The 20,296-nt window shown below is 72.3% G+C and carries 18 protein-coding genes; 9 read left to right on the forward strand and 9 right to left on the reverse strand.

Annotation, left to right across the window (positions count from 1 at the left end):
• Nucleotides 1-65 precede the first annotated feature (65 nt).
• Together IE134_RS30195 and IE134_RS30200 are read left to right on the forward strand one after the other, a co-directional pair.
• On the forward strand, nucleotides 66-1,106 hold the full coding sequence (locus IE134_RS30195) for an NAD(P)-dependent alcohol dehydrogenase (RefSeq protein ID WP_030719705.1): 1,041 nt from the start codon (nucleotides 66-68) through the stop codon (nucleotides 1,104-1,106).
• Between the two features lie 414 nt (nucleotides 1,107-1,520).
• Nucleotides 1,521-3,617 carry an FUSC family protein gene (locus IE134_RS30200; RefSeq protein WP_189432277.1) on the forward strand — a complete coding sequence of 699 codons (2,097 nt, stop codon included), beginning with the start codon at nucleotides 1,521-1,523 and terminating at the stop codon, nucleotides 3,615-3,617.
• A 30-nt stretch (nucleotides 3,618-3,647) separates the two neighbouring features.
• Here IE134_RS30200 and IE134_RS30205 read toward each other — a convergent pair whose 3' ends face one another.
• Nucleotides 3,648-5,261 carry an FAD-binding oxidoreductase gene (locus IE134_RS30205; RefSeq protein ID WP_030719718.1) on the reverse strand — a complete coding sequence of 538 codons (1,614 nt, stop codon included), beginning with the start codon at nucleotides 5,259-5,261 and terminating at the stop codon, nucleotides 3,648-3,650.
• Between the two features lie 59 nt (nucleotides 5,262-5,320).
• Between IE134_RS30205 and IE134_RS30210 the strand changes: the two genes are divergently transcribed.
• Both IE134_RS30210 and IE134_RS34485 read left to right on the forward strand, forming a co-directional pair.
• Nucleotides 5,321-6,010: a TetR/AcrR family transcriptional regulator gene (locus IE134_RS30210; RefSeq protein WP_229823772.1), complete on the forward strand. Its 690-nt coding sequence runs from the start codon at nucleotides 5,321-5,323 to the stop codon at nucleotides 6,008-6,010.
• Nucleotides 6,011-6,098: 88 nt separating this feature from the next.
• Nucleotides 6,099-6,230 carry a hypothetical protein gene (locus tag IE134_RS34485; protein ID WP_257136151.1) on the forward strand — a complete coding sequence of 44 codons (132 nt, stop codon included), beginning with the start codon at nucleotides 6,099-6,101 and terminating at the stop codon, nucleotides 6,228-6,230.
• Between the two features lie 19 nt (nucleotides 6,231-6,249).
• Here the strand turns inward: IE134_RS34485 and IE134_RS30215 are convergent, their stop codons facing one another.
• Nucleotides 6,250-7,365 carry an AI-2E family transporter gene (locus IE134_RS30215; RefSeq protein WP_030719725.1) on the reverse strand — a complete coding sequence of 372 codons (1,116 nt, stop codon included), beginning with the start codon at nucleotides 7,363-7,365 and terminating at the stop codon, nucleotides 6,250-6,252.
• Nucleotides 7,366-7,453: 88 nt separating this feature from the next.
• A complete protein-coding gene (locus IE134_RS30220) occupies nucleotides 7,454-9,667 on the reverse strand; it encodes a HelD family protein (RefSeq protein ID WP_189432317.1) in 2,214 nt (737 codons plus the stop codon).
• A gap of 262 nt (nucleotides 9,668-9,929) precedes the next feature.
• Here IE134_RS30220 and IE134_RS30225 point away from each other — a divergent pair, with 262 nt between their 5' ends.
• Entirely contained in the window at nucleotides 9,930-10,376 is a 447-nt protein-coding gene (locus IE134_RS30225; protein ID WP_030719729.1) for an SRPBCC family protein, read from the forward strand.
• Nucleotides 10,377-10,383: 7 nt separating this feature from the next.
• Here IE134_RS30225 and IE134_RS30230 read toward each other — a convergent pair whose 3' ends face one another.
• Together IE134_RS30230 and IE134_RS30235 are read right to left on the reverse strand one after the other, a co-directional pair.
• The gene (locus IE134_RS30230; protein ID WP_010060614.1) at nucleotides 10,384-10,596 is read right to left on the reverse strand and encodes a hypothetical protein; all 213 of its coding nucleotides are present in this window, start codon (nucleotides 10,594-10,596) and stop codon (nucleotides 10,384-10,386) included.
• Nucleotides 10,597-10,798: 202 nt separating this feature from the next.
• Nucleotides 10,799-12,697, reverse strand: coding sequence for an RICIN domain-containing protein (locus IE134_RS30235; RefSeq protein ID WP_098020129.1), 1,899 nt, complete (start codon nucleotides 12,695-12,697; stop codon nucleotides 10,799-10,801).
• 217 nt (nucleotides 12,698-12,914) lie between these two features.
• Here IE134_RS30235 and IE134_RS30240 point away from each other — a divergent pair, with 217 nt between their 5' ends.
• Nucleotides 12,915-13,577, forward strand: a complete 663-nt coding sequence (locus IE134_RS30240; RefSeq protein ID WP_268248538.1) for a TetR/AcrR family transcriptional regulator — start codon at nucleotides 12,915-12,917, stop codon at nucleotides 13,575-13,577.
• Between the two features lie 38 nt (nucleotides 13,578-13,615).
• On the opposite strand, the gene IE134_RS30245 is transcribed toward IE134_RS30240, so the two are convergent.
• Nucleotides 13,616-14,653 carry a MerR family transcriptional regulator gene (locus tag IE134_RS30245; protein WP_189432279.1) on the reverse strand — a complete coding sequence of 346 codons (1,038 nt, stop codon included), beginning with the start codon at nucleotides 14,651-14,653 and terminating at the stop codon, nucleotides 13,616-13,618.
• Between the two features lie 95 nt (nucleotides 14,654-14,748).
• Between IE134_RS30245 and IE134_RS30250 the strand changes: the two genes are divergently transcribed.
• Complete coding sequence (locus IE134_RS30250; RefSeq protein ID WP_189432281.1) at nucleotides 14,749-16,287, forward strand: alpha/beta fold hydrolase; 1,539 nt, start codon at nucleotides 14,749-14,751, stop codon at nucleotides 16,285-16,287.
• Between the two features lie 92 nt (nucleotides 16,288-16,379).
• Here IE134_RS30250 and IE134_RS30255 read toward each other — a convergent pair whose 3' ends face one another.
• Nucleotides 16,380-16,790 carry an Ohr family peroxiredoxin gene (locus IE134_RS30255; protein ID WP_098895396.1) on the reverse strand — a complete coding sequence of 137 codons (411 nt, stop codon included), beginning with the start codon at nucleotides 16,788-16,790 and terminating at the stop codon, nucleotides 16,380-16,382.
• A gap of 113 nt (nucleotides 16,791-16,903) precedes the next feature.
• Between IE134_RS30255 and IE134_RS30260 the strand changes: the two genes are divergently transcribed.
• Nucleotides 16,904-17,392, forward strand: a complete 489-nt coding sequence (locus IE134_RS30260) for a MarR family winged helix-turn-helix transcriptional regulator (RefSeq protein WP_030719747.1) — start codon at nucleotides 16,904-16,906, stop codon at nucleotides 17,390-17,392.
• A 17-nt stretch (nucleotides 17,393-17,409) separates the two neighbouring features.
• On the opposite strand, the gene IE134_RS30265 is transcribed toward IE134_RS30260, so the two are convergent.
• Together IE134_RS30265 and IE134_RS30270 are read right to left on the reverse strand one after the other, a co-directional pair.
• The gene (locus tag IE134_RS30265) at nucleotides 17,410-17,970 is read right to left on the reverse strand and encodes a TetR/AcrR family transcriptional regulator (RefSeq protein ID WP_030719750.1); all 561 of its coding nucleotides are present in this window, start codon (nucleotides 17,968-17,970) and stop codon (nucleotides 17,410-17,412) included.
• A gap of 22 nt (nucleotides 17,971-17,992) precedes the next feature.
• A complete protein-coding gene (locus IE134_RS30270) occupies nucleotides 17,993-19,501 on the reverse strand; it encodes an MFS transporter (RefSeq protein WP_189432283.1) in 1,509 nt (502 codons plus the stop codon).
• Nucleotides 19,502-19,653: 152 nt separating this feature from the next.
• Here IE134_RS30270 and IE134_RS30275 point away from each other — a divergent pair, with 152 nt between their 5' ends.
• A complete protein-coding gene (locus tag IE134_RS30275; protein ID WP_030719756.1) occupies nucleotides 19,654-20,280 on the forward strand; it encodes a hypothetical protein in 627 nt (208 codons plus the stop codon).
• Nucleotides 20,281-20,296 lie beyond the last annotated feature (16 nt).

Raw genomic sequence — 20,296 nt, forward strand, 5'->3', positions numbered from 1 at the left:
AACGTCGGACACGGTGTGACGCTGGAAAACGTTCCTACCGCATCACCCAGAGGAGAACCTCCGGCATGACCACCGTTGCCGCCTACGCCGCTCCCCGTGCCAAGGCCCCGCTGGAGCGCACCACGATCGAGCGTCGTCCGGTGGGCGAGTTCGACATCCTGATCGACATCAAGTTCGCCGGAATCTGCCACTCCGACATCCACCAGGCCCGCGACGGCTGGGGCGAGGGCATCTTCCCCATGGTCCCCGGCCACGAGATCGCCGGGATCGTCGCCGAGACCGGCTCCGGGGTCACCCGGTTCAAGGTCGGCGACCGCGTCGGCGTCGGCTGCATGGTCGACTCCTGCGGCCGGTGCGACGCCTGCCTGATGGGCCGCGAGCAGCACTGCGCCGAGGGGAACACCCAGACGTACAACGCGCTCGACCGCAGCGGCGAGCCCACCTACGGCGGCTACTCGACGCACCTCGTCGTCACCGAGAAGTTCGCCGTGTCCATCCCCGAGGGCATCGCCCTCGACGAGGCCGCGCCGCTCCTGTGCGCGGGCATCACCACGTACTCCCCGCTCAAGCGCTGGGGCGCGGGCCCCGGCAAGAAGGTCGCCGTCGTCGGCCTGGGCGGCCTCGGCCACATGGCCGTCAAGATCGCGCACGCGCTCGGCGCCGAGGTCACCGTCCTCTCCCAGTCGCTGCGGAAGAAGGACGACGGGCTCAAGCTGGGCGCCGACCACTACTACGCGACCAGCGACCCCAAGACCTTCGAGGAGCTGGCCGGCACCTTCGACGTCATCCTCTCCACGGTCTCGGCCCCGCTGGACTTCGGCGCCTACCTCGGCCTGCTGCGCACCGAGGGCACCCTGGTCAACGTGGGCGCCCCCGAGGAGCCGATCTCGCTCAACCTCTTCTCCCTGATCCTGGGCAACAGGGCGATCGCGGGTTCGGCGATCGGCGGGATCAAGGAGACCCAGGAGATGCTGGACTTCTGCGCCGTGCACGGGCTCGGCGCCGAGATCGAGGTGATCGAGGCGAGCCAGGTCAACGACGCGTACGAGCGGGTTCTCGCGAGCGACGTCCGCTACCGCTTCGTGATCGACACCGCCACCATCTGACGCGCGCCGCCCACCGGGCGGCCCCCGCACCGAAGGCGTCCGCCCCTAGCACGTGAGGTGCTCGGGGCGGACGCCTTCGGCGGTTCCTCCCTCGTCGCGCGCGGGCGGCCCGGTCCGGCCGACAATGGCGGAAGACGGCCGGGCGGACCACGCCGGAGGGATCGCCCCCGGGAGAGGAGCGTGCCGGATGAGCGCACAGCGGCTTCCCTCGGGCGGGACCTCGCGGGACGCACGGGTGCTCGTCCCGGGCGGGGCCTCGCGTGACGCACGGGTGCTTGTCCCGGGCGGGGCCTCGCGGGACGCACAGCGGCTTGCTTCAGGCGCGGCCCGGCGGTTCTCGGGAGTCCAGGCCCCGCCGAGCGTCTCCTCGGCCGCAGCCCTCCGCCTCCAGCCGCCCCCTCAGGGGGCGGCAAGGTGATCGCCGGGCCGCAGCGCGCGACGATCCTTCGCCGGGCCGTCCGGGTCACCGTCGCGGCGAGCGTGGGCTTCTACCCCCTGCTGTACGGAGCCGGGCTCCCGGTCGCCGCCCTGTACGCGCTCTTCGCGCCCATCGCCATGGGCCTGCTCTCCGTGGTCCCCGGCTCCGGCCCCCAGCGGGCCTCCGTCATGCTCCGCGCTCTGCCCCCGGCGCTGGTCCTGGCGACCCTGGGGACCCTGCTCGCGGTCGACACCTGGGCTGCCGTCGGCGGCATGCTCGTCATCGGATTCCTGCTGGCGTTCGTGGCCGTGGCCGGACCCCGCCCGGCCGGAATCGCCCCCGGCCTCCAGCTCTTCTACATCCTCGCCTGCTTCCCGCCGTACGCCCCCGGCACGCTCGTGGAGCGGCTGGCGGGGCTCACGGCGGGCGCGCTGCTTCTCGCCGCCTGCGAGACCCTGCTGCCCGATCCGGCCGCACCCTCCTACCGGGAACGGCTGGCCGCCGCCCTCGACGAGGCGGCGCGCGGGGCCGCACCCGGAGGCGTACCGCCGCAGCGGCTGCGGGACGCCGGGTCGACCCTGCGCCTGGCGGACGTACCCCCGGCGGAACGGCCGGCCGGCGCCGGGCGTGCGGACCGCGCGCTGGAGCAGGCCGGCCGCTCCGCCCGCAGACTCCTCGACCAGCTGGCGACCCTCGCCGAAGCCCCGTCCGCCCCGGCCGACCCCGAGACCACCGCGCTCCTCGGCCGGGTCGCGGAGCTGTGCACCGCCTGCGCCCGGTTCCTGCGCACCGGCAGCCGCCCCCCGCCCGCCGGCGCACTGGAGAAGGCGATGCGGGGCTTCCAGGCCGACCGGGTGCGCCTGGCCTCCGGGCCGCCCGGTGAGCGGCTCCCCGTCGACGTACTGCGACGGCAGTCCCGGGTACTGGCGCTCGCTGAATCGGCGCGGATGGTGGAGATCACCGTCGACATCGCCACACACGGGGGACCCACCGAACCCGCCGCCCCGCGCGAACTGTTCTGGTACGCCGAGCTGTCCACGCCCAGGCTGTGGGCCCGGCGCGTCCTCGGCAACGCCACCTTCCGGTCCGTGCTGTTCCAGAACGCCGTACGGACCGCGCTCGGCCTCGCCGCGGCCCGGGCGGTGGCCGGCTCCCTCGACCTCGCCCACGGCTTCTGGGTGCTCCTCGCCGTCCTGACCCTCGGACGGACGACCGCGGGCGCGACCTGGCGGGCGGTCCGCCTGGCGGTGGCGGGCAACGCCGTGGGTGCGCTGGTGGCGGGGGCGCTCGTGATCGGGCTCGGCCGGCACACCGACGTGTACGCCGCCCTGCTCGCCCCCGTCATGCTGGTGGCCTTCGCCCTCGGCCCGCTGCTGGGCATCGCGTACGCCCAGGCCCTGTTCACGCTCGTCGTCGCCACCGCGTTCGCCCAGATCGCGCCGGTCACCTGGCGGCTGTCGGAGGCGCGGATGATCGACGTCGTCACCGGCAGCGTCGTCGGTCTGCTGTGCGGCCTCCTGGCCTGGCCGGCCGGGGCCCGGCGGGAGGTCCACCGGGCCATGGCGGGGCTGCTGAGAACGTGCGCCCCGCTGGTGCCGGTGACGGCACAGGCACTGCTCGCGCCCCCGGGCGGCCCCCGCACCGCACCGGAAACCCTGCCGGGCGTCCACCGGCTGCGCCTCGCCGAAGCGGCCTACGCCCAGTTCCGCGCCGAGACACCGGTCGACGGGGAGAGCGACCGCGCCGACTGGCACGCCGTGCTCATCGCGGCCAACCACATGCTCCTCGGCGCGCAGTGGCTCCCGCGCTTCGGCCTCCGCCCGGCCTCCGGCGCGACGGACGCGTCCGCGGCCTGGGCCAGGGCAACCGCGTCCGGCCTGGTGGCGCGGACCGACCGGATCGCCCGGCTGCTCACCGCCGAGCGTCCGGGGCCCGCACCGCCACCGGAGAGCCCCCCGGACCGCGATCCGCCCTCGCCCCTGTCCGTGGACCTGGCGGTGTGGATGACGAGCCTCGCCCATCAGCTCGCCCGTATCGAGTCCTCGGTCACACCACCGCCCGGCAGGGAACTGCCCGGCGCCCGTCCGCGATGACGGCGGCGCGCCCGCCGACCGCGTCGGCCGTCACCCCGCGGCGTCGAACAGCACGCCCGGGTTGAGGATCCCGGCCGGGTCGAGGGTCCGCTTGGCGGCACGCAGCACCTCCGCGAAGGGCTCCGGGCGCTGCCGGTCGTACCCGGGCCGGTGATCGCGCCCCACCGCGTGGTGATGGGTCACGGTCGCCCGGTGCTCGCCCAGGGTCCGCATCGCCGCCGCCTTGATCTGGTCCCACTGGGCGACCTCCGACCCGCGCCGGCCCGGGGCGATCACCGTGAAGTAGGGCGCTGGGCCGTCCGGATAGACGTGCGTGAAGCGGCAGTTGATCAGTGCCTCCGCACCGGTCGCCGCGCGGACGGCTGCCCCCACCTCCCGGCGCACCGCCTCGTACAGCTCCGGGAAGCGGTCCCAGGTGCAGGCCGTCTCGAACGTCTCGCTGATCACGCTCATCCGGGCCAGCCCGTCCCGGACGTACGGCATCCGGAGGAACGCCGAGCGCCAGGCGCCCACCGCGGAGCCGTCCGATCCGGATGATCCGCCGACGGTGGTGCCTCCGTGGTCCCGGGCCAGGGCGACGAGTTCGGCCAGCCGGTCGTCCACCGGATGGTGCGCCGATTCCACCCCCAGCACCAGAACGCTCCTGCCGCCGCCCGCCACCCCCGACAGCGCCGCCTCGCCCGGATCGAGCAGCCGGCAGTTGGCCGGATGGAGGCCCGACTGCGCGATCGCCCGGACGGCGTCCACCGCGACCGGGAAGCGGTCGAACACCACCGAGGCCGACGCCTTGTGGACCGGGCGTTCCTGGAGCCGCATCCACGCCTCCGTGATGATCCCGAGGGTGCCCTCCGAACCGAGGAAGAGCCGGTCGGGGGACGGCCCGGCACCCGAGCCCGGCAGGCGCAGGGACTCGCTCACCCCTGCGGGCGTGACCACGCGCAGGGCGGCGGTCAGGTCGTCGATGTGCGTGTGGAGGGTGGCGTAGTGCCCGCCCGCCCGGGTGGCGAGCCAGCCGCCGAGCGTCGAGAACTCGAAGCTCTGCGGGAAGTGCCGCAACGTCAGCCCGTGCGGCCTCAACTGCGCTTCGAGGGCCGGTCCGAGGGCTCCCGCCTGGATGCGTGCCGACCGGCCGGCCCGGTCGGTCTCCAGCACCCGGTCCAACCCCGAGAGATCCATCGAGAGGACGCCCCTGTGGTCTCCGGCCCGGTACTCGACCCCGCCGACGACCGAACTGCCCGCCCCGTACGGGATCACGGCGACGTCCGCACCGGCCGCCCAGTCGAGGAGATCGACCACGTCCCGTTCCTCCCGGGGGAAGGCGACGAGATCCGGAGCCGCCGCCAGATCGCCGCTGAGCGCGCGGACGACGTCGCGGAAGGCCTTCCCGTAGGTGTGGGCCGCGCGGTCGGCCGGGTCGGACGAGACCAGGTGGGCGAGCGCGCCGGGCGCGCTCACCCGGACGGGCGGCAGCTTCAGGGAGGCGATCGAGGGGACGGACAGCGCGGTGCTCGCCGCCCCGGGAACGAGCGCCGCGAGCGCGACGCACTCGGCGTCCGGCAGCGCCCGGCCGGGGTCACCCCAGCCCCACCAGGACCGGGAGGGGGCGGCGTCGGCTCGGCGCGAAGGGGAGGTGCGGTCCGCCATGGGGTATGACCTTCCGGTAATTTACCTCTGGGTAATTTACCGGAGCGTATAGTTCGAGCATGAACACGGCAAGAGGCTCGTCGCCCGCCACTCCCACCCCGTCCGGGCCGCGCCGGCCCCCATCCGGCGCGGCCCCGGGCGCCGGGACGAAAGGGGTCCCCCGGGCGCGGCGCGAGGCACAGATCCTCGCCGCCGCCGTGGAGGAGTTCGGCCGGCACGGACACGCCTCGGCGTCGATGGCCTCCATCGCCCGGCGCGTCGGAGTGACCAAGCCGCTGCTGTACACCTACTTCGGCTCCAAGGACGGGCTCTACCTCGCCTGTCTGGAACACATCGGCCACCGGCTCGTCTCCGCGATCGAGGGCGCGATGGAGCCGGACCCGCACGGTGCCGGACCGGCCGCCTCACGTGTTCCCCCGCGCGTCCTCGCAGCCGTCTTCGACGTACTGGAGGAGCAGCGCGAGGCCTGGTTCGTGCTCTACGACCGCACCCTGAAGCCCGGCTCCGACCTGCACGGCGCGGCACACGCCCACCGCGCGGCCATCGACGGCCTCGCCGCGTCCGGCACGGCGGACGTCCTGCGCGGGCAGGGCAACGAGGACCCGTTGGACGCCGACGCCCTGAAGCATCTGTGGACCGGCACGGTCGGCGCGCTCGTCGGCTGGTGGATCTCCCACCCGGAGCAGTCCGCGGCGGAGATGACCGCCCGCTGCGCCCGGCTGCTGGCCGCGATCCGCGCCCCGCACTGAGTCTGCCCCGCCTGCTCCCTGCGGCGTACGGGGCGACTCCCCGCGGAGGATGCCGGGTCCCGCCGCTCTCCGTACCGTCCGCCGGGCGATGGCCGCCCGTCTGCGCGCCCACGGGGTGCCGGTCACCACGCACTTCTACCGGGGCACCCACTCCCCGCCCTACTGGGAGCGCGAGTTGCGCAGCGCGCTGGCGGCGCTGCTGCGCAACCTCGGGCGTTGAGGGTGCCGGCGAAGGCGTCCTACGACGGGGCGGGCGAACCCTCGGGCATCTCCTCGGGCTCCGGTTCCCGGGGATCCTCCACGAGCTGTTCGCGCAGGTAGTTCCAGATCACCGCGAGCACCGCCGCCACCGGCACGGCGAGCAGGCTGCCCACCACCCCGGCCAGGCTCCCGCCCAGCGTCACCGCGAGCAGCACGACCGCCGCGTGCAGGCCGAGACCCCGGCTCTGGATCATGGGCTGGAACACGTTGCCCTCCAGCTGCTGCACCACGATGATGATCGCCAGTACGAGCAGGGCGTCCATCAGGCCGTTCGAGACCAGGGCGATGACCACCGCCACGAATCCGGCGAACAGCGCACCCACGATCGGCACGAACGCGCAGACGAACGTCAGCACCGCCAGCGGCAGCACCAACGGCACCCCGAGGATCCACAGACCGAGGCCGATGAAGACCGCGTCCAGCAGACCGACGAACGCCTGGGACCGGACGAATGCCCCCAGGGTCGCCCAACTGCGCGAGGCCACCTCGGGGATGTCGGTGGCGAACCGGCCGGGGAGCTGACGGGTGAGCCAGGGGAGGAAGCGCGGGCCGTCCTTGAGGAAGAAGAACATCAGGAAGAGCGCCAGAACCGCCGTGACCACCCCGTTGACCACGGTGCTCACCCCGGTGACGGCGGTGGTGACCACACTGCCGACACTGTCCTGGAGCCGGTCGGTCGCACTGTCGAGGGCACCGGTGATCTGGTCGTCGCCGATGTTCAGCGGCGGACCGGCCGCCCACTCGCGGAGCTTGTCGATGCCCGCGACCACCCGGTCGGCCAGCTCCCCGGACTGGTCCGCGACCGGCACCGCGATCAGGGCCACGATGCCCGCCCCCACGAGCAGGGCGAACACCGTCACCACCGACGCGGCCAGCGCCGGCCACCAGCCGTGCCGGCGCAGGAAGCGGGCGAGCGGCCAGGTCAGCGTGGTGAGGAACAGACCGACTATCAGCGGCCACACGACCGACCACATCCGGCCCAGCACCCACAACGCGACCGCCGCCGCCACGAGGACCAGCAGCAGCTCTGCGGAGACCCGTGCCGACGTGCGGAGAGCGGCCGCGGTCTTTCTCGAACTCAATGGCGAAGACATGGCGTCACCCTATGGGTTCGGCAAGCCTGTTCCGGCCACTCCCGCGGCCCGCCTACGCCCGGCACCGGCCGGCGGGCCGCCCGGCCCGTCAGCGCAGCGCCGACGGCAGCCCTTCCCGGTGAACGATGCCGAGGCGCTGGGTGGCACGGGTGAGCGCCACATACAGATCGCTCGTGCCGAACAGGCCGGGCTCCACGACCAGCACATGGTCGAACTCCAGCCCCTTGGCCTGGCGCGGATCCAGCAGCACCACCGTCCGCGTCAGGTCCGGGGCCTCACCCGCCGTCACGCCGTCCAGCGGGGCGGCGATCTCCTCGTGGAGCGTACGCGGCGCGATCACCGCGAGGCGCCCCTCCTGGGGCGTCAGCTCCGCGACGGCCTCGGCGACCGCGCCCGCCAGATCCTCCCCGGCGTCGCGCGCCCACGGCTTCTCACCGGTCGACCGCACCGAAACGGGCGCGGTGAACGAAGGGTCCTTCTCCCTGAGCACCCCGGCGGCCAGCTCCATGATCTCGGCGGGCGTACGGTAGTTGACCTCCAGCGTCACGTGCTCGAAGCGGTCGCCCACGTACGGGGAGAGGATCCGCTCCCAGGACCCGACGCCCGCCTCCTCGGAGGTCTGGGCCGGGTCGCCGACGAGCGTCATCGAGCGGGTCGGCGCCCGCCGCATCAGCAGCCGCCACGCCATCGGCGACAGCTCCTGCGCCTCGTCGACGATGATGTGCCCGAACGCCCACGTACGGTCGGCGGCGGCCCGCTCGGCCGCCGTGCGGTGGTCGGCCTCCTCGTGCCGCTCCGCCATCCGCTCGGCGTCGATGATGTCGTGCGCGGCGAGCACCTCGGACTCCTCGTCCTCGAACTCGTAACTCTCCGAACCGCGCGACAGCTCCAGCACGCCCTGCGCGTAGCCGACCCGCTCCTGCCGGGCGGCTTCCGCGGCGGCCCGTTCCGCGCTGTCGTCGACGCCGAGCAGCTCGGCGGCCTCGTCGAGCAGCGGTACGTCGGCGGGGGTCCACGCCCCGGCGGCGGGCCCGCGCCGGATCGCTTCCGCGTCCTCGTCCGGTACGTACACGGGGTCGGCCAGATAGTCGGCGAGGAAGCCTTCGGGGGTGAGCGGCGGCCACAGCTCGTCCACGGCCGCGTGCACCTCCTTGCTCAGCGCGACATCCCGGCCGAGCTGGGCCACGTCGTCGGGACCGAGGAAATTGGGCCCGCCATACGGGTCCGCGCCGATGCGTTCGACGAGCTGCGCGGTGAGCGCGTCGATGACGCGGAAGACGAAGTGCGGACGGGCGATATTGTGCGGCAGCCGGGTGTCGCGGGCCGCCTGCCGTGCCTCGTAGGCGATCTCCCAGTCCAGGACCAGATCCCCGCCGTCCTCGTGCGGGATCACCATCGCCGCCCCGGGCTCCGGCAGCCGCTGCCGGTCGCGTACGGCCAGGGCGAGGACCTCGGCCATCGCCTCCCCGCCCTTGACGGCGGCGGCGCGCGGAGTGTCCGTACCGGTGGCGTGCACCCCGGGGAACAGCTCGGCCTGCGTGGCGAGCAGCACCCCGGTCTCGCCGAGCGACGGCAGCACCTCCGCGATGTAGCGCAGGAACGCCGGGTTGGGGCCCACGATGAGCACGGCGCGCTTGGCCAGCAGTTCGCGGTGCTCGTACAGCAGGAACGCCGCCCGGTGCAGCGCGACGGCCGTCTTTCCCGTGCCGGGGCCGCCCTCGACGACGAGGACACCGCGGTGCGGGGCCCGGATGATGCCGTCCTGCTCGGCCTGGATGGTCCGCACGATGTCGCCCATGCGTCCGGTGCGCGCGGAATTGAGCGCCGCGAGCAGCACGGCGTCGCCGTTCGGGTCCTCGAAACCGGTGCGGTCGTCGTCCCCGAGATCGAGGATCTCGTCATGGAGCTCGGTGACCGTGCGGCCCTCGGTGGTGATGTGGCGACGCCGGCGCAGACCCATCGGAGTGTGCCCCGTGGCCAGGTAGAAGGGACGCGCCACCGGCGCACGCCAGTCGATCAGAACAGGCGTGTGGTCGGCGTCGTCCTCACGGATCCCGATCCGGCCGATATGGTGCGCGAGCCCGTCGGAGCGGTCGATGCGGCCGAAACACAGAGACCCGTCCACCGCGTTGAGCGCCGCGAGCAGCCCCGAGCGCTCCGCGACGAGGATGTCCCGCTCCAGCCGCGCCTGCTGGCCCGTGCCGACCGGCGTCAACGCGTGCTCGACACCCTCGGCCGCCACCCCGCGCAGTGCGTCGACCCGGGCATGGAGGCGATCGATGAATTCCTGCTCTTCCCGCAATTCGTCGCTTTCCCGGTTTGACAAAACGGCTCCCCGCCAGATATATTCGTATCCATAAGGCCCCCGAGCGGGGCCTTTCTGCATGTGCGCAGAACAATCCAATATACGCGCCATAATGCCCGGACCGCAATGACGGCCCGGGGATTGTCGCGTGTGCGGAAGCGGAGGCCGCCGGATGCCGGGCTCCTCGGCGTGCGCTCCCGGCAGGCCCGTCCGACACTGATGGCGGACAACGGATTCGGCGCCCAGACCGGAGAGAGCCATGAGCACACAGTTCGAAGCGACGGTCGACATCGACCGCCCCATCGAGGAAGTCTTCGCCTATCTCGCGGACGGCCGGCACGACCCCGAGTTCAGCCCACGGGTCCAGCGCATCGAGAAGTCACCGAACGGCCCGACCCACGTCGGCACCGTTTTCCACAGCACCGTCAAAGACGCGGGCATGACCACCCGGCGTGATTTCGAGATCAGTGAACTGGTCGCTCCGACCCGTATCCGCTGGCAGGAACAGTCCAAGAACCTCATCACGGCGGCCGAGGGCGGCTACGACCTCGAAGCCACACCGGACGGCGGCACACACGTGAGGCTCTTCAACGTCCTGGAGGGCCACGGATTCGGCAAACTGCTGGTCGGTTTCGCGGGAAGCGCGGCCCGCAAGGACGCACCCGCGTTCGGGCAGCGCATCAAGGAGGCGGTCGAAGAGACCTGATCCGGCTTCAGTCCGGCAGGGGGACGCGGATCACCGGGTCGAACGGGTGCTTGTTGAAGCCGCTGCGCACATTGCGGCACTCCGGCGCCTCGCACATGAAGAACTCGTCGACGCTCCGGCGGCCCGTCCGGCCGCGGAGCCAGGTCTTCTCGGTGGCGGTGAGGGAGCGGTGCTGTTCATCGGAATCACACGTGTAGCAGTACATGGCGCGGGCCGGCACGGGACCTCCTGAAGCGGGCGAACAGGCGGGAAGGCGAAGCATATGAGGGCGCGCCGGGCAGGGGCAGGGTGCGACGCGCCCGAATCCGTCCGCCCGGCGCACGCGCCCGGCCCGCCCGCGCGTCACCACGCTCCGCGCCGGCGGACGCGCGCCGCGGCGGCTCCCCCTGCCCGGAGAGCCGCCGCGATCCCGGTCGCCCGCGTCAGCGGGTCAGGGAGAACACCTGGGCCGACGAACCGGAGCAGGGCTGCTGCGAGAGCCTGGCCCCGTTGGCCGTCGAGGAGTTGTCGACGGCGAGGCACTTGCCGCTGTGGCGGGCGACGAAGCGGTACTGCCCGGCGCCGGCCAGCGCCTCCGGACGCCACTGCTGGTTGACACCACCCTCGTACGACCACAGATGCACCCTGGTGCCGTCGGCGGTCGCCCCCGGACCGCCGTCGACGTCCCAGGCCTTCGCGTTGTGCCGGTTCACCACCTGGTAGTGACCGGAGTCGGTCGGCCGGAACTGCCAGCCCTGATTGGCCCCGGTCCCGCAGGCCCACTGCTGCAGCGCGGTGCCATTGGCCGTACCCCAGTCGGCCGCGTCGAGGCAGGCACCGCTGTTGGCGTTGCGCACCTGGTACCAGGCGGCGGGGTCGATGGATCCCACGGGCGGCTCGGTCGTCCCGCCGCTCCCGTCCCAGGTGAAGGTCGCGACGGCACCCGCGGGCAGGGTGTAGGCGAGCGACCTGCCGTCGTCGGTCAGGGAGAACCGCTGCGATCCGGACGCGGTGTTGACGACCACGGCCGCCCGGCTGCCGTCGCCGTTCTGGAAGGCGACGTTCTGCACTCCGCCCGCGCCCTGGCTGGTGGAGCCGATCCGCACCGCCCCCGCCTTGATGAACTTCGAGACATGGCCGAGGACATAGAACTCGGCGTTGCGGGTGACCTGGCCGCCGTCGATCTCGACGATGCCGTTGCAGCGGTTGGTGCAGTGTCCCTGGTGGGGGCCGCCGTTCCGGTCGAGGGCGAGGTTCCAGTTGATCACCGTCTCGCCGCCGTTACGCATGTTCTGCACGACGAGGTTCTCGGTGTGCCACTTGAGCGTGTCGCCGAACGTCGTCGCCGGGTTCGCGCTGTCGGTGCCGGAGCACTCCGTGAAGAAGACCCGCTTTCCGGCGTCGGCGATCTGCTTCTGCGCGGCGGGCGCCCCGCCGTAGCAGTGGAACGCGGCGCCGATGATCCGCTGGATGCCGCCCGTCCGGGCGAAGACGTCCAGCGGGTAGTTCGGGTGGTCCCAGTTGTGGTCGTAGGCCAGGATGTTGGTCGGCAGGTTCGCGGCGGTGAGCGTCCGGTCCAGGACCCGCAGGAAGTCCGCCTGCTGGGCCGAGGTCATGCTCATCGACGGGTAACTGGTCGCGAACTCCGGCTCGTTCTGCGCCGTGAGATCGGTGAGCGTGATGCCCTCCTGCCCGTACGCCCTGATCGCCTTGACCAGGTAGTCGGCGTAGGCCTGGTAGTGCTCGGTGCGCAGACTCCCGCCGTTGAGCGAGTTGTTGGTCTTCATCCAGGCCGGGGGCGACCAGGGCGATCCCATGAAGCGGATGGCCGGGTTGACGGCGGTGGCCTGCTTCAGGACCGGGATGATCTGGCTCCGGTCCCGGTCGATGGAGAACGCGCCCCGGGTGTCCTCGTACGTGTACGGGTTGGTGTTCGCGTCGAAGTCGGTGCTGCCGAGGGGCTGGCGCAGGTAGTTGAGCCCGATGCCGTCGCCCTCCGCGGAGAAGAGCGACTTCAGCAGCGAGGCGCGCTGCGCCTGGGGAAGTCCTTGGACGAGATGGGCGGAGGCCCCCGTAACCGAGGCCCCCGCGCCGGTGAACTTCTGCCCCTTGCTGTTCGCGTCGATCCGGATGTCGATCGCCTGCGGGGAGCCGGTGAAGGGGACGTTCCCCTCCGGGGTGAGCTTCTTGGACCCGTCGGGTGTGGTGACCCACACCTGGGCGACCGGGTCGGCGGCCCGGGCGGTTCCGACAGCGCCGTTGACGCCGAGTGCGGCGACGGTCACGACGAGCGCGGCGCCGGCCGCGCGCGCTCTGAAACGCAGGGGAGTGGAGCTTGGCATGGTGGCGGCTCTCCTTGGGTTCGTACCTGCTGACAGGCGGCACCCCGGCGGACGGATGGCGCGGCGGTCGCCTCGCTCCGGGCGTGCCGGTCACAAGCGGGCGGGACAACGGCATGAAAGCACACCCACTAAGTGGTTAGTAAGTAGTCGGCTCCGGTGTTCTCTCGCGCTGTCCTGAAGATCTTCACCAGGGCTCCGGCAGGCTTAAGCTGATCCGGTGAGCAACCAGTCAGTGAGCAGAGCGGCACGCAGCCCGGCGGGCCCCCGCAAGCCGCGCAGCCCGGAAGCCCGGCAGCGGCAGCAGGACATCCTGGCCATCGCCATGGACACCTTCGCCGCCCGTGGCTACAACAACGCCTCGCTCGCCGAGATCGCGGACCGGGTCGGCCTCACCCAGGCAGGGGTGCTGCACTACTTCCGCTCCAAGGCCCTGCTCCTCACGAGCGTGCTCGAACTGCGCGACCAGCGGGACATCGAGCAGCTCGGCCCCGAACGCCCCCAAGGGCTGGACTTCCTGCGCCACCTGGTGAACACCGCACTGCGCAACGCGGAGCGCGAGGGCATCGTCCGGCTGTACGCGGTGCTCTCGGCGGAGTCCGTCACCGACGACCACCCCGCCCAGGACTACTTCCGCGACCGCTACGACGGGCTGCGCGCCTTCGTCGCCGACGCCCTGCGCGAGGCCTGCGAACTGCCCGCCGACCGCGCGGAGTCGGCCGACAACGCGGCCAACGCCATCATCGCGGTCATGGACGGACTGCAGGTCCAGTGGCTTCTGGCGCCGGAATCCGTGGACATGGCCGCCTCGACCGATCTCGTGGTCACCTCACTGCTGGCGACCCTCGCCCCCGAACGTTTCGGCCCGCACGCGGCAGGCTGAGGGCGGGCCGGGCGGACCACCCGCCGAGGGCGGGGCGGCTACGCGGGGGCGACGGAAACCGGCGCCCCACCAACGGTCCCGCGCCGCGCACCGCCGTGGTCGGCCGCCACCCCCAACTGCGCCTCCAAGGCCGCGAGAAGCCAGTCGTGCGCGGTCCCCGGGGTCGGCTCGGGAGGACCGCCGGGAGCGCTGATCACCTCGGCGGTCAGCTCCCAGTACCGGTCGATACGCGGATCGTCCGCGAGCCGGCCGGCCAGTACGCGGCGGAACGCGGGTGTGTCCCGGGCGCTGTACGTGCTCGCGTACGCGTCCACGAATCCGTCCAGCGCCTCACCGGGAGAGGGCTCCGCGCCACGGCGAAGTTCCGCGCCCGCCAGGTCGTACGCCTCGGCCAGGCCCGCGTACAGCACGGCCGACGCACGGGCTTCCGTGACGCCGTGCGCCCGGGGCTGACAGGAGCCGGCCCCCGCCCCGCCGCCGCACGGCCGGGTCACGAAGGCGTGCAGCCGGGCGAAGGCGAGGACCTGGGCCGGCAGCGGGTCGTCGGGCGGGGGCGGAACCGCGGCCTCCAGGAACGCGGTGACGGATCGGGCGGGCATGCGGGGCGGCAGCCACGAACGCCAGAACCGGGCCAGCGAGGTGGTGCTCGGCGGGGCGGCGACCGCCCCGACCAGCCGTAGCCGGTCGGGCCGTTCGGCCGGAGGGCACTCCTGTACGAGCCTCAGTGCGGCCTCCCGCCAGCGCAGTGCGGCGAGCTCGGACCCCAGGCCCCTCAGCCGGCCGGCCACGGCGTCCTCCAGCGCGCCACCCGCCCCGGCCCCCTCCCGTCCGTCCTGTGCGTCCTGTTCGTCGAGGATGCGGCGCACTTCGGGAACCGACAGATCCAGGCCGCGCAGCGAGCGGATCAGGCCCAGCCGCTCCACGGCGTCCGGACCGTATCTGCGGTGTCCGCCGGCGCTGCGGGACGCCTCCGGCAGCAGCCCGCGGTCCGAGTAGAAGCGGACGGTCTTGACGCTGACGCCCAGGTGCTCGGCCAGTTCACCGATGGTGCACAGACCGTCGTGCGACGAGAACACTTGAACCTCCACCAGGGGGAGTTCCTACGGTACCGGCGAGCGCGGCCGGGAGCTTCGGGGCCGGTGTGCGGGAGTCAGTGTGACGAGGAGGGACCATGACCGTATTCATCCTGGTGGCCGGGGCGTTCACCGGACCGCACGTGTGGCGGGACACCGCCGCGCGACTGACGGCGGAAGGCGCCGAGGTCCACACCGTGGCGCTCACCGGACTCGGCAGGCTCCCCGCCCACGGGGGCGGGGCCGTCGACCTGGAGACCCACATCGCGGACGTGCTCGCGGTGATCGACTCGGTGACCGACGCGGTGGCGGAGCCCGGTGGGGAGATCGTGCTCGTCGGCCACGACTACGGCATCCACCCGGTGCTCGGCGCGGCCGACCGCCGGGCCCGGTCGATCGCCCGGATCGTGTACCTGGACTCGGGGATGCCGCAGGACGGCGTCCCGGCGCTGGCGGCCGTGCCCGACCAGCTCCTGCGCGAGGAGGTGGCGGAACGCGCCGCAGGCAGCGGGGACGAGGCGGCGGGAGGTGAACTCCCGCCGCCGGCCAGGGACGCGTGGTCCCGCTGGGGAAGCACCGAGGGCCTCTCCGAGGCGGCGCTCGACGGCCTCACCGCCCTCGCGGCGCCGCAGCCGCTGGGCACACTGCTCCAACCGCTGCGGCTGTCCGGCGCCGTGGCCGAGGTGCCCGCGACGGGCGTGCTGTGCACCAGAAACGGTCCGGGCGTCGAGATGCTCCAGATGATGGTGGACGTCGGCACCCCCGCCCTCCGGGCGCTCGCCGAAGCCCGGGTGACCTTCTTCGAACTGCCCACGGGTCACTGGCCGATGCTCTCGTGTCCCGACGCGCTGGCCGGGACCCTGACCGAGGCCGCGTCAGGCGGGGGACATCTGCTGACTCCGGCCGACGCCGACCGTACCCCCGCCCATCTGCGGCCGTTCCTCCTCGACGTACCCGAACGGCCACGCGAGCGGACCGGGAACACCGACCTGTATCTGCCGGACGGTCCGGGGCCGCACCCGGCCGTGGTGTTCGTGCACGGCGGCCCGGTGCCCGCCGAGGCGAGGCCCACGCCCCGGGACTGGCCGACCCTGACGGGATACGCACGCCATGTCGCCGGACAGGGGGTCGTGGGCGTGACGCTCGACCACCGTCTGCGCGCCGTGACCGACTACGAGCAGGCCGCCGCGGATGTGGCCGAAGCGGTGGAGCGGGTGCGCGCCGATCCGCGGGTGGACGCGGACCGGGTCGCCCTGTGGTTCTTCTCGGGCGGGGGCCCGATCACGGCGGAGTGGCTGGCGGACCCGCCGGGGTGGCTGCGCTGTGTGGCCGCGAACTACCCGATCCTCGCGCCGCTGCCGGGCTGGGGGCTGACCGGCTCCCGCTTCCACCCCGTCCGGGCGCTCTCCCGCGCCGGTGATCTTCCCGTCGTCCTGGTCCGGGCGGGCCGGGAGAGCGCCGAGATCGCCGCGGCCGTCGAGGAGTTCGTGGCCGAGGCCGCCCGCTGCGGGACGGACCTGGAGATCATCGACGTACCGGAGGGGCGGCACGGCTTCGAGACGCTCGACCCGGCCGACGGGGCGCGCGAGGCCGTGCACCGCGCGGTGGGTGCGGTGCTGGCCCGCTTGAAGGGGTGAGAGGCCGGGCCACGGCTCGCTCGGGGCCGTGGCCCGGCCTGCCACCCCTGGGGCCTTTCGTTTGGCCCAGGTCAGGGCGTCCGCGCGGTCGGCTACTCGATGACCAGCTCGACGTCGATGTTGCCCCGGGTGGCCTTCGAGTACGGGCAGTAGGCGTGGGTGGCCTCGACCAGCTTCTGGCCCGTCTCGCCCGCGAGCGAGTCCGGGAGCTCCACGCGCATGACGACCGCGAGCCCGAAGCCGTCGCCGTCCTTGCCGATGGAGACCTCGGCTGTCACGGAGGCGTCCTGGGTGTCGAGCTTCATCTCGCGGCCGACCGCGGCCATGGCACTGGCGAAACAGGCCGCATAGCCGGCGGCGAAGAGCTGCTCGGGGTTGGTGCCCTTGCCGTTGCCACCGAGGGCCGGGGGCATGGCCAGCGGCAGGTCGAGCTGGCCGTCCGAGCTGACGGCACGGCCCTCACGGCCGTTGGCGGTGGCGGCGGCGGTGTACAACGCGTCCATGGGATGACCCTCCTCTGGAGCCCCGACCCGGCTGGTCGCGGCTACGGGTATAAAGATTGCACACAACTAAGTTGTGCACAACTCAATGGCGTGCGCGGCGGTACGCTGGTCCCATGACCACTGCTCCGAGCGCCTCGCCCGACCTCTCCGCCGTCCCCGACGCGGAGCTGCTGCGACTCGACCACCAGGTGTGCTTCTCCCTGCACGCCGCCTCGCGGGCGTTCGGCGGCTACTATCGGCGGGCGCTGAAGGATCTCGGCCTCACCTACTCGCAGTACCTGGTCATGCTGGTCCTCTGGGAACAGGGCCCGCAGTCGGTCAAGGCCATCGGGGAGCGCCTCCACCTGGACTCGGGGACCCTGTCGCCGCTGCTGAAGCGACTGGAGAGCGCCGGTCTTGTCCGGCGTGAACGAAGCCGCGAGGACGAGCGCTCCGTCGTGATAGACCTGACCGACGAGGGTGCGGAGCTGCGCGAGCGCGCCCTGTCCGTCCCACGTGGTGTGCTCGCCGCCACCGGACTGTCGCTGGAGGAAGTCCTCGGGCTGCAGGAGATCCTGGGTCGGCTCACGGGTGCGCTGGGGGAAGCGGTCGACGCCGACTGAGCCGGGCCCGCCGTTTCTCAGCCCTTGTCCTCGGTGCCGCCGTCCTGGGTCAGTGCGTCGGCGATCCGTTCGGCGACGGCCCGCCGCATCTCGGAGGTGAGCTGCTGCGAGGTCAGGGAGTCGTACAGCCACAGGCCGTCGGCGGCGAGACGGACGATGAACCGGTCGAGCGCGGCCGGGTCGTCGCCTGCCGACGCCGGGGGCGGCGCCCACCGCTCGGTCACGGCCTCCCAGACGGCCGAGTGCGCCGCGTCCGTCGAGCCTTCGAGCATGAGCAGGAGTTCCGCGCGGGTGGCGCTCTGGATGGCGACCTGGGTGTAGGCGGCCAGCCGTTCGTCCCTGCTCGCCTCGGTCGCGGGCTTCCCCGCGGCCGCGACCAGATCGGCTTCCCATCGGTCGGCCAGGTGCTGGTGGATCGCGAGGACGAGATCGTCGCGCGAGGCGAAGTGGTAGAGGAGCCCGCCCTTCGTCAGCCCGGCCTCCGCGGCGACGGAGTCGAAGGTGACGCTCTTGACGCCCTCCCGCTGTACGACCCGGGTGGCGGCTTCGAGGATCTGGCTTCGCTTGCTGGTTCGCATGGTTCGCTCCGATGGGGGTGGGTCAGTGGTGTGCGGGGCCGGAAAGCGCCGAGCCGGGGCCGTGCCGACGCAGAAGGACGCCGGTCACGAGGGCGCCGACCGTGAGGGCGGCGGCCACCACGGCCATCACGGCGAGGTAGGCGCCGTCGAACGCCTCGGACGCCGCCCTGATGAGAGCCGTATGGGCTCCCACTCCTTCTCCCGCCAGTGCGAGCGCGCTGTCGAGGCTGTCGCGCGCCTGGTCGGACACCCCGGCCGGGAGGTCGATCGTCGCGGAGTACACAGCGGTCAGCAGGCTGCCGAGGAGGGCGACCGCGATCAGGCCGCCGAATTCGTACGAGACCTCCTCGACGGACGATGCCATGCCCGCCCTCCGGGCCGGGACACTGCCCATGATCGCGCTGGAGGCGACGGACATGGCCGCGCCGAGGCCGCTGCCGGTGATGATCAGCCCGGTGACGAGCAGCCCCATGCTGGTGGAGAAGTTCATCAGGACCAGCACGGTACCGACGGCCCCCAGGGCCAGACCTCCGGTGATGAGGGGCAGCAGGCCGACCTTGTGGAGGACCGCACCCCCGAGCATCGCGGTGGGGAAGGCGCCGAGGGCGACTGCCGCGACGAGGAACCCGGCCCGCAGCGGAGTGAAGCCCTCCACGAGCTGGAAGCGCTGGGTGGTGACGAGCTGAATGCCGGAGATGGCGAACAGGGCGAACCCGGCGGCCAGTACCCCCGCCAGGAAGGCGCGGTTGCGGAAGATCGCGAAGTCCAGCAGAGGGTAGGTCAGCCGCCGCTGACGACGGGCGAAGGCCCATCCGCCGGCCGTCGTCGCGAGGACGGCAGCCGCGATGACCACGGGAGCGGGATCGGCCTTCGCGGTCTCCTTGATCGCCAGGACGAGGCCGACCAGGGCGACGAGCGCCAGCAGCGAAGAGGGGAGATCCCACTGCTTGGAGGGGTCCGGGTCGTTCGGCGGGGCGAGGACCAGGGTGGCGACGGTCGCGGCGACGACCACGGGGACGTTGATGATGAAGACCGAGCCCCACCAGAAGTGCTGCAACAGGATCCCGCTGATGATCGGGCCGAGGGCGCTGCCCACGACCGCCATGGTCCCCCAGACCGCGATGGCCATGTTGCGTTCGCGTTCGTCGTCGAACGTGACCCGGATCAGCGCGAGCGTGGCAGGCATCATCGCGGCCGCCCCGACGGCGAGGAAGGCGCGAGCGGCGATCAGAGCCTCCGGAGTGGTGGAGAACGCCGCGACGAGCGACGCCGCACCGAAGACCGCCAGGCCGATCACGAACATCCGTCGGTGCCCCACGCGGTCACCGAGCGTGCCGCTGCCCAGCAGCAGACCGGCCATCACGACCGGATAGGCGTTGATGATCCAGAGGCCCTCGGAACTGCTCGCGCCGAGATCCTCCACCAGTGTCGGCAGGGCCGCGTACAGGATGGAGTTGTCCAGCGTGATCAGCAGGAGCCCTGCGCTCACGACTGCCAGGAGCAGCCAGCGCCGCCTCTTGCTGATGATCATTTCCCTGAACCTCACTGTGAGAGCCGCCCCGTGCTTCGTAACTGTACCTTTCGAAAGGTACAGTTACGACTCAGGGTGACACAGGGTGCTGTCTCAATGAAGTAATGACAAATAAAGCTGTCGATGCGGCATGTGGCAGTTATGGTTGTCGCATGGATGATGTGAAGGCGATCCCGACCCCTGATCAGAGCGACGAGAACTTCTGGGCCACGGTCCTGACCCCCGTGGACCCCGCCTGGAACGAGCCCGGTGACGACGACACGTTCGCCATGGACGAGCAACTGCTCGCAGCCGTACGGTCACTGGCCGAACGGATCTCGACGCGCTCGCTCGCCTACCGCACCGCCGGAAAGCCCTTCGACGCAGCACTCATGGCCGCGCCCGACGTGCAGCTGGCAATGCTGCGGTCGCTCTACGAAGCCAAGCGCTCCGTCGACCGGCTGGCCGAGAGCGCGGCCACCGTCGCCGGACGTGGTGGATCCAGTTACGCGCAGCTCGGCGCGGCCTGGGGCGGCATCAAGCGCCAGTCGGCCCGCCTCAAGTGGCCCCACGCGGTGCCGAAGAAGTCCGCCAGCGAGTCCATTCCGCTCCACTACGCGGGTGGCGACGCCGTGATTCACCACGATCCGGGCGCCGACGCCTGGTGGTACACCGCCACGGGCGCCGATTTGCAGGAGGACGAGTCGGAGGCCGTCCACGGCACGTCCGCCGAGGCCATCGCGCGGGCGACCGAGTTTCTGCTGACGCACGCCCGGCCCATGCGGCACGACACCATGTGACCGCGTCGCAGGGGGA

The organism is Streptomyces rubiginosohelvolus, from assembly GCF_014649875.1.
Classification (GTDB): Bacteria; Actinomycetota; Actinomycetes; order Streptomycetales; family Streptomycetaceae; genus Streptomyces; species Streptomyces rubiginosohelvolus.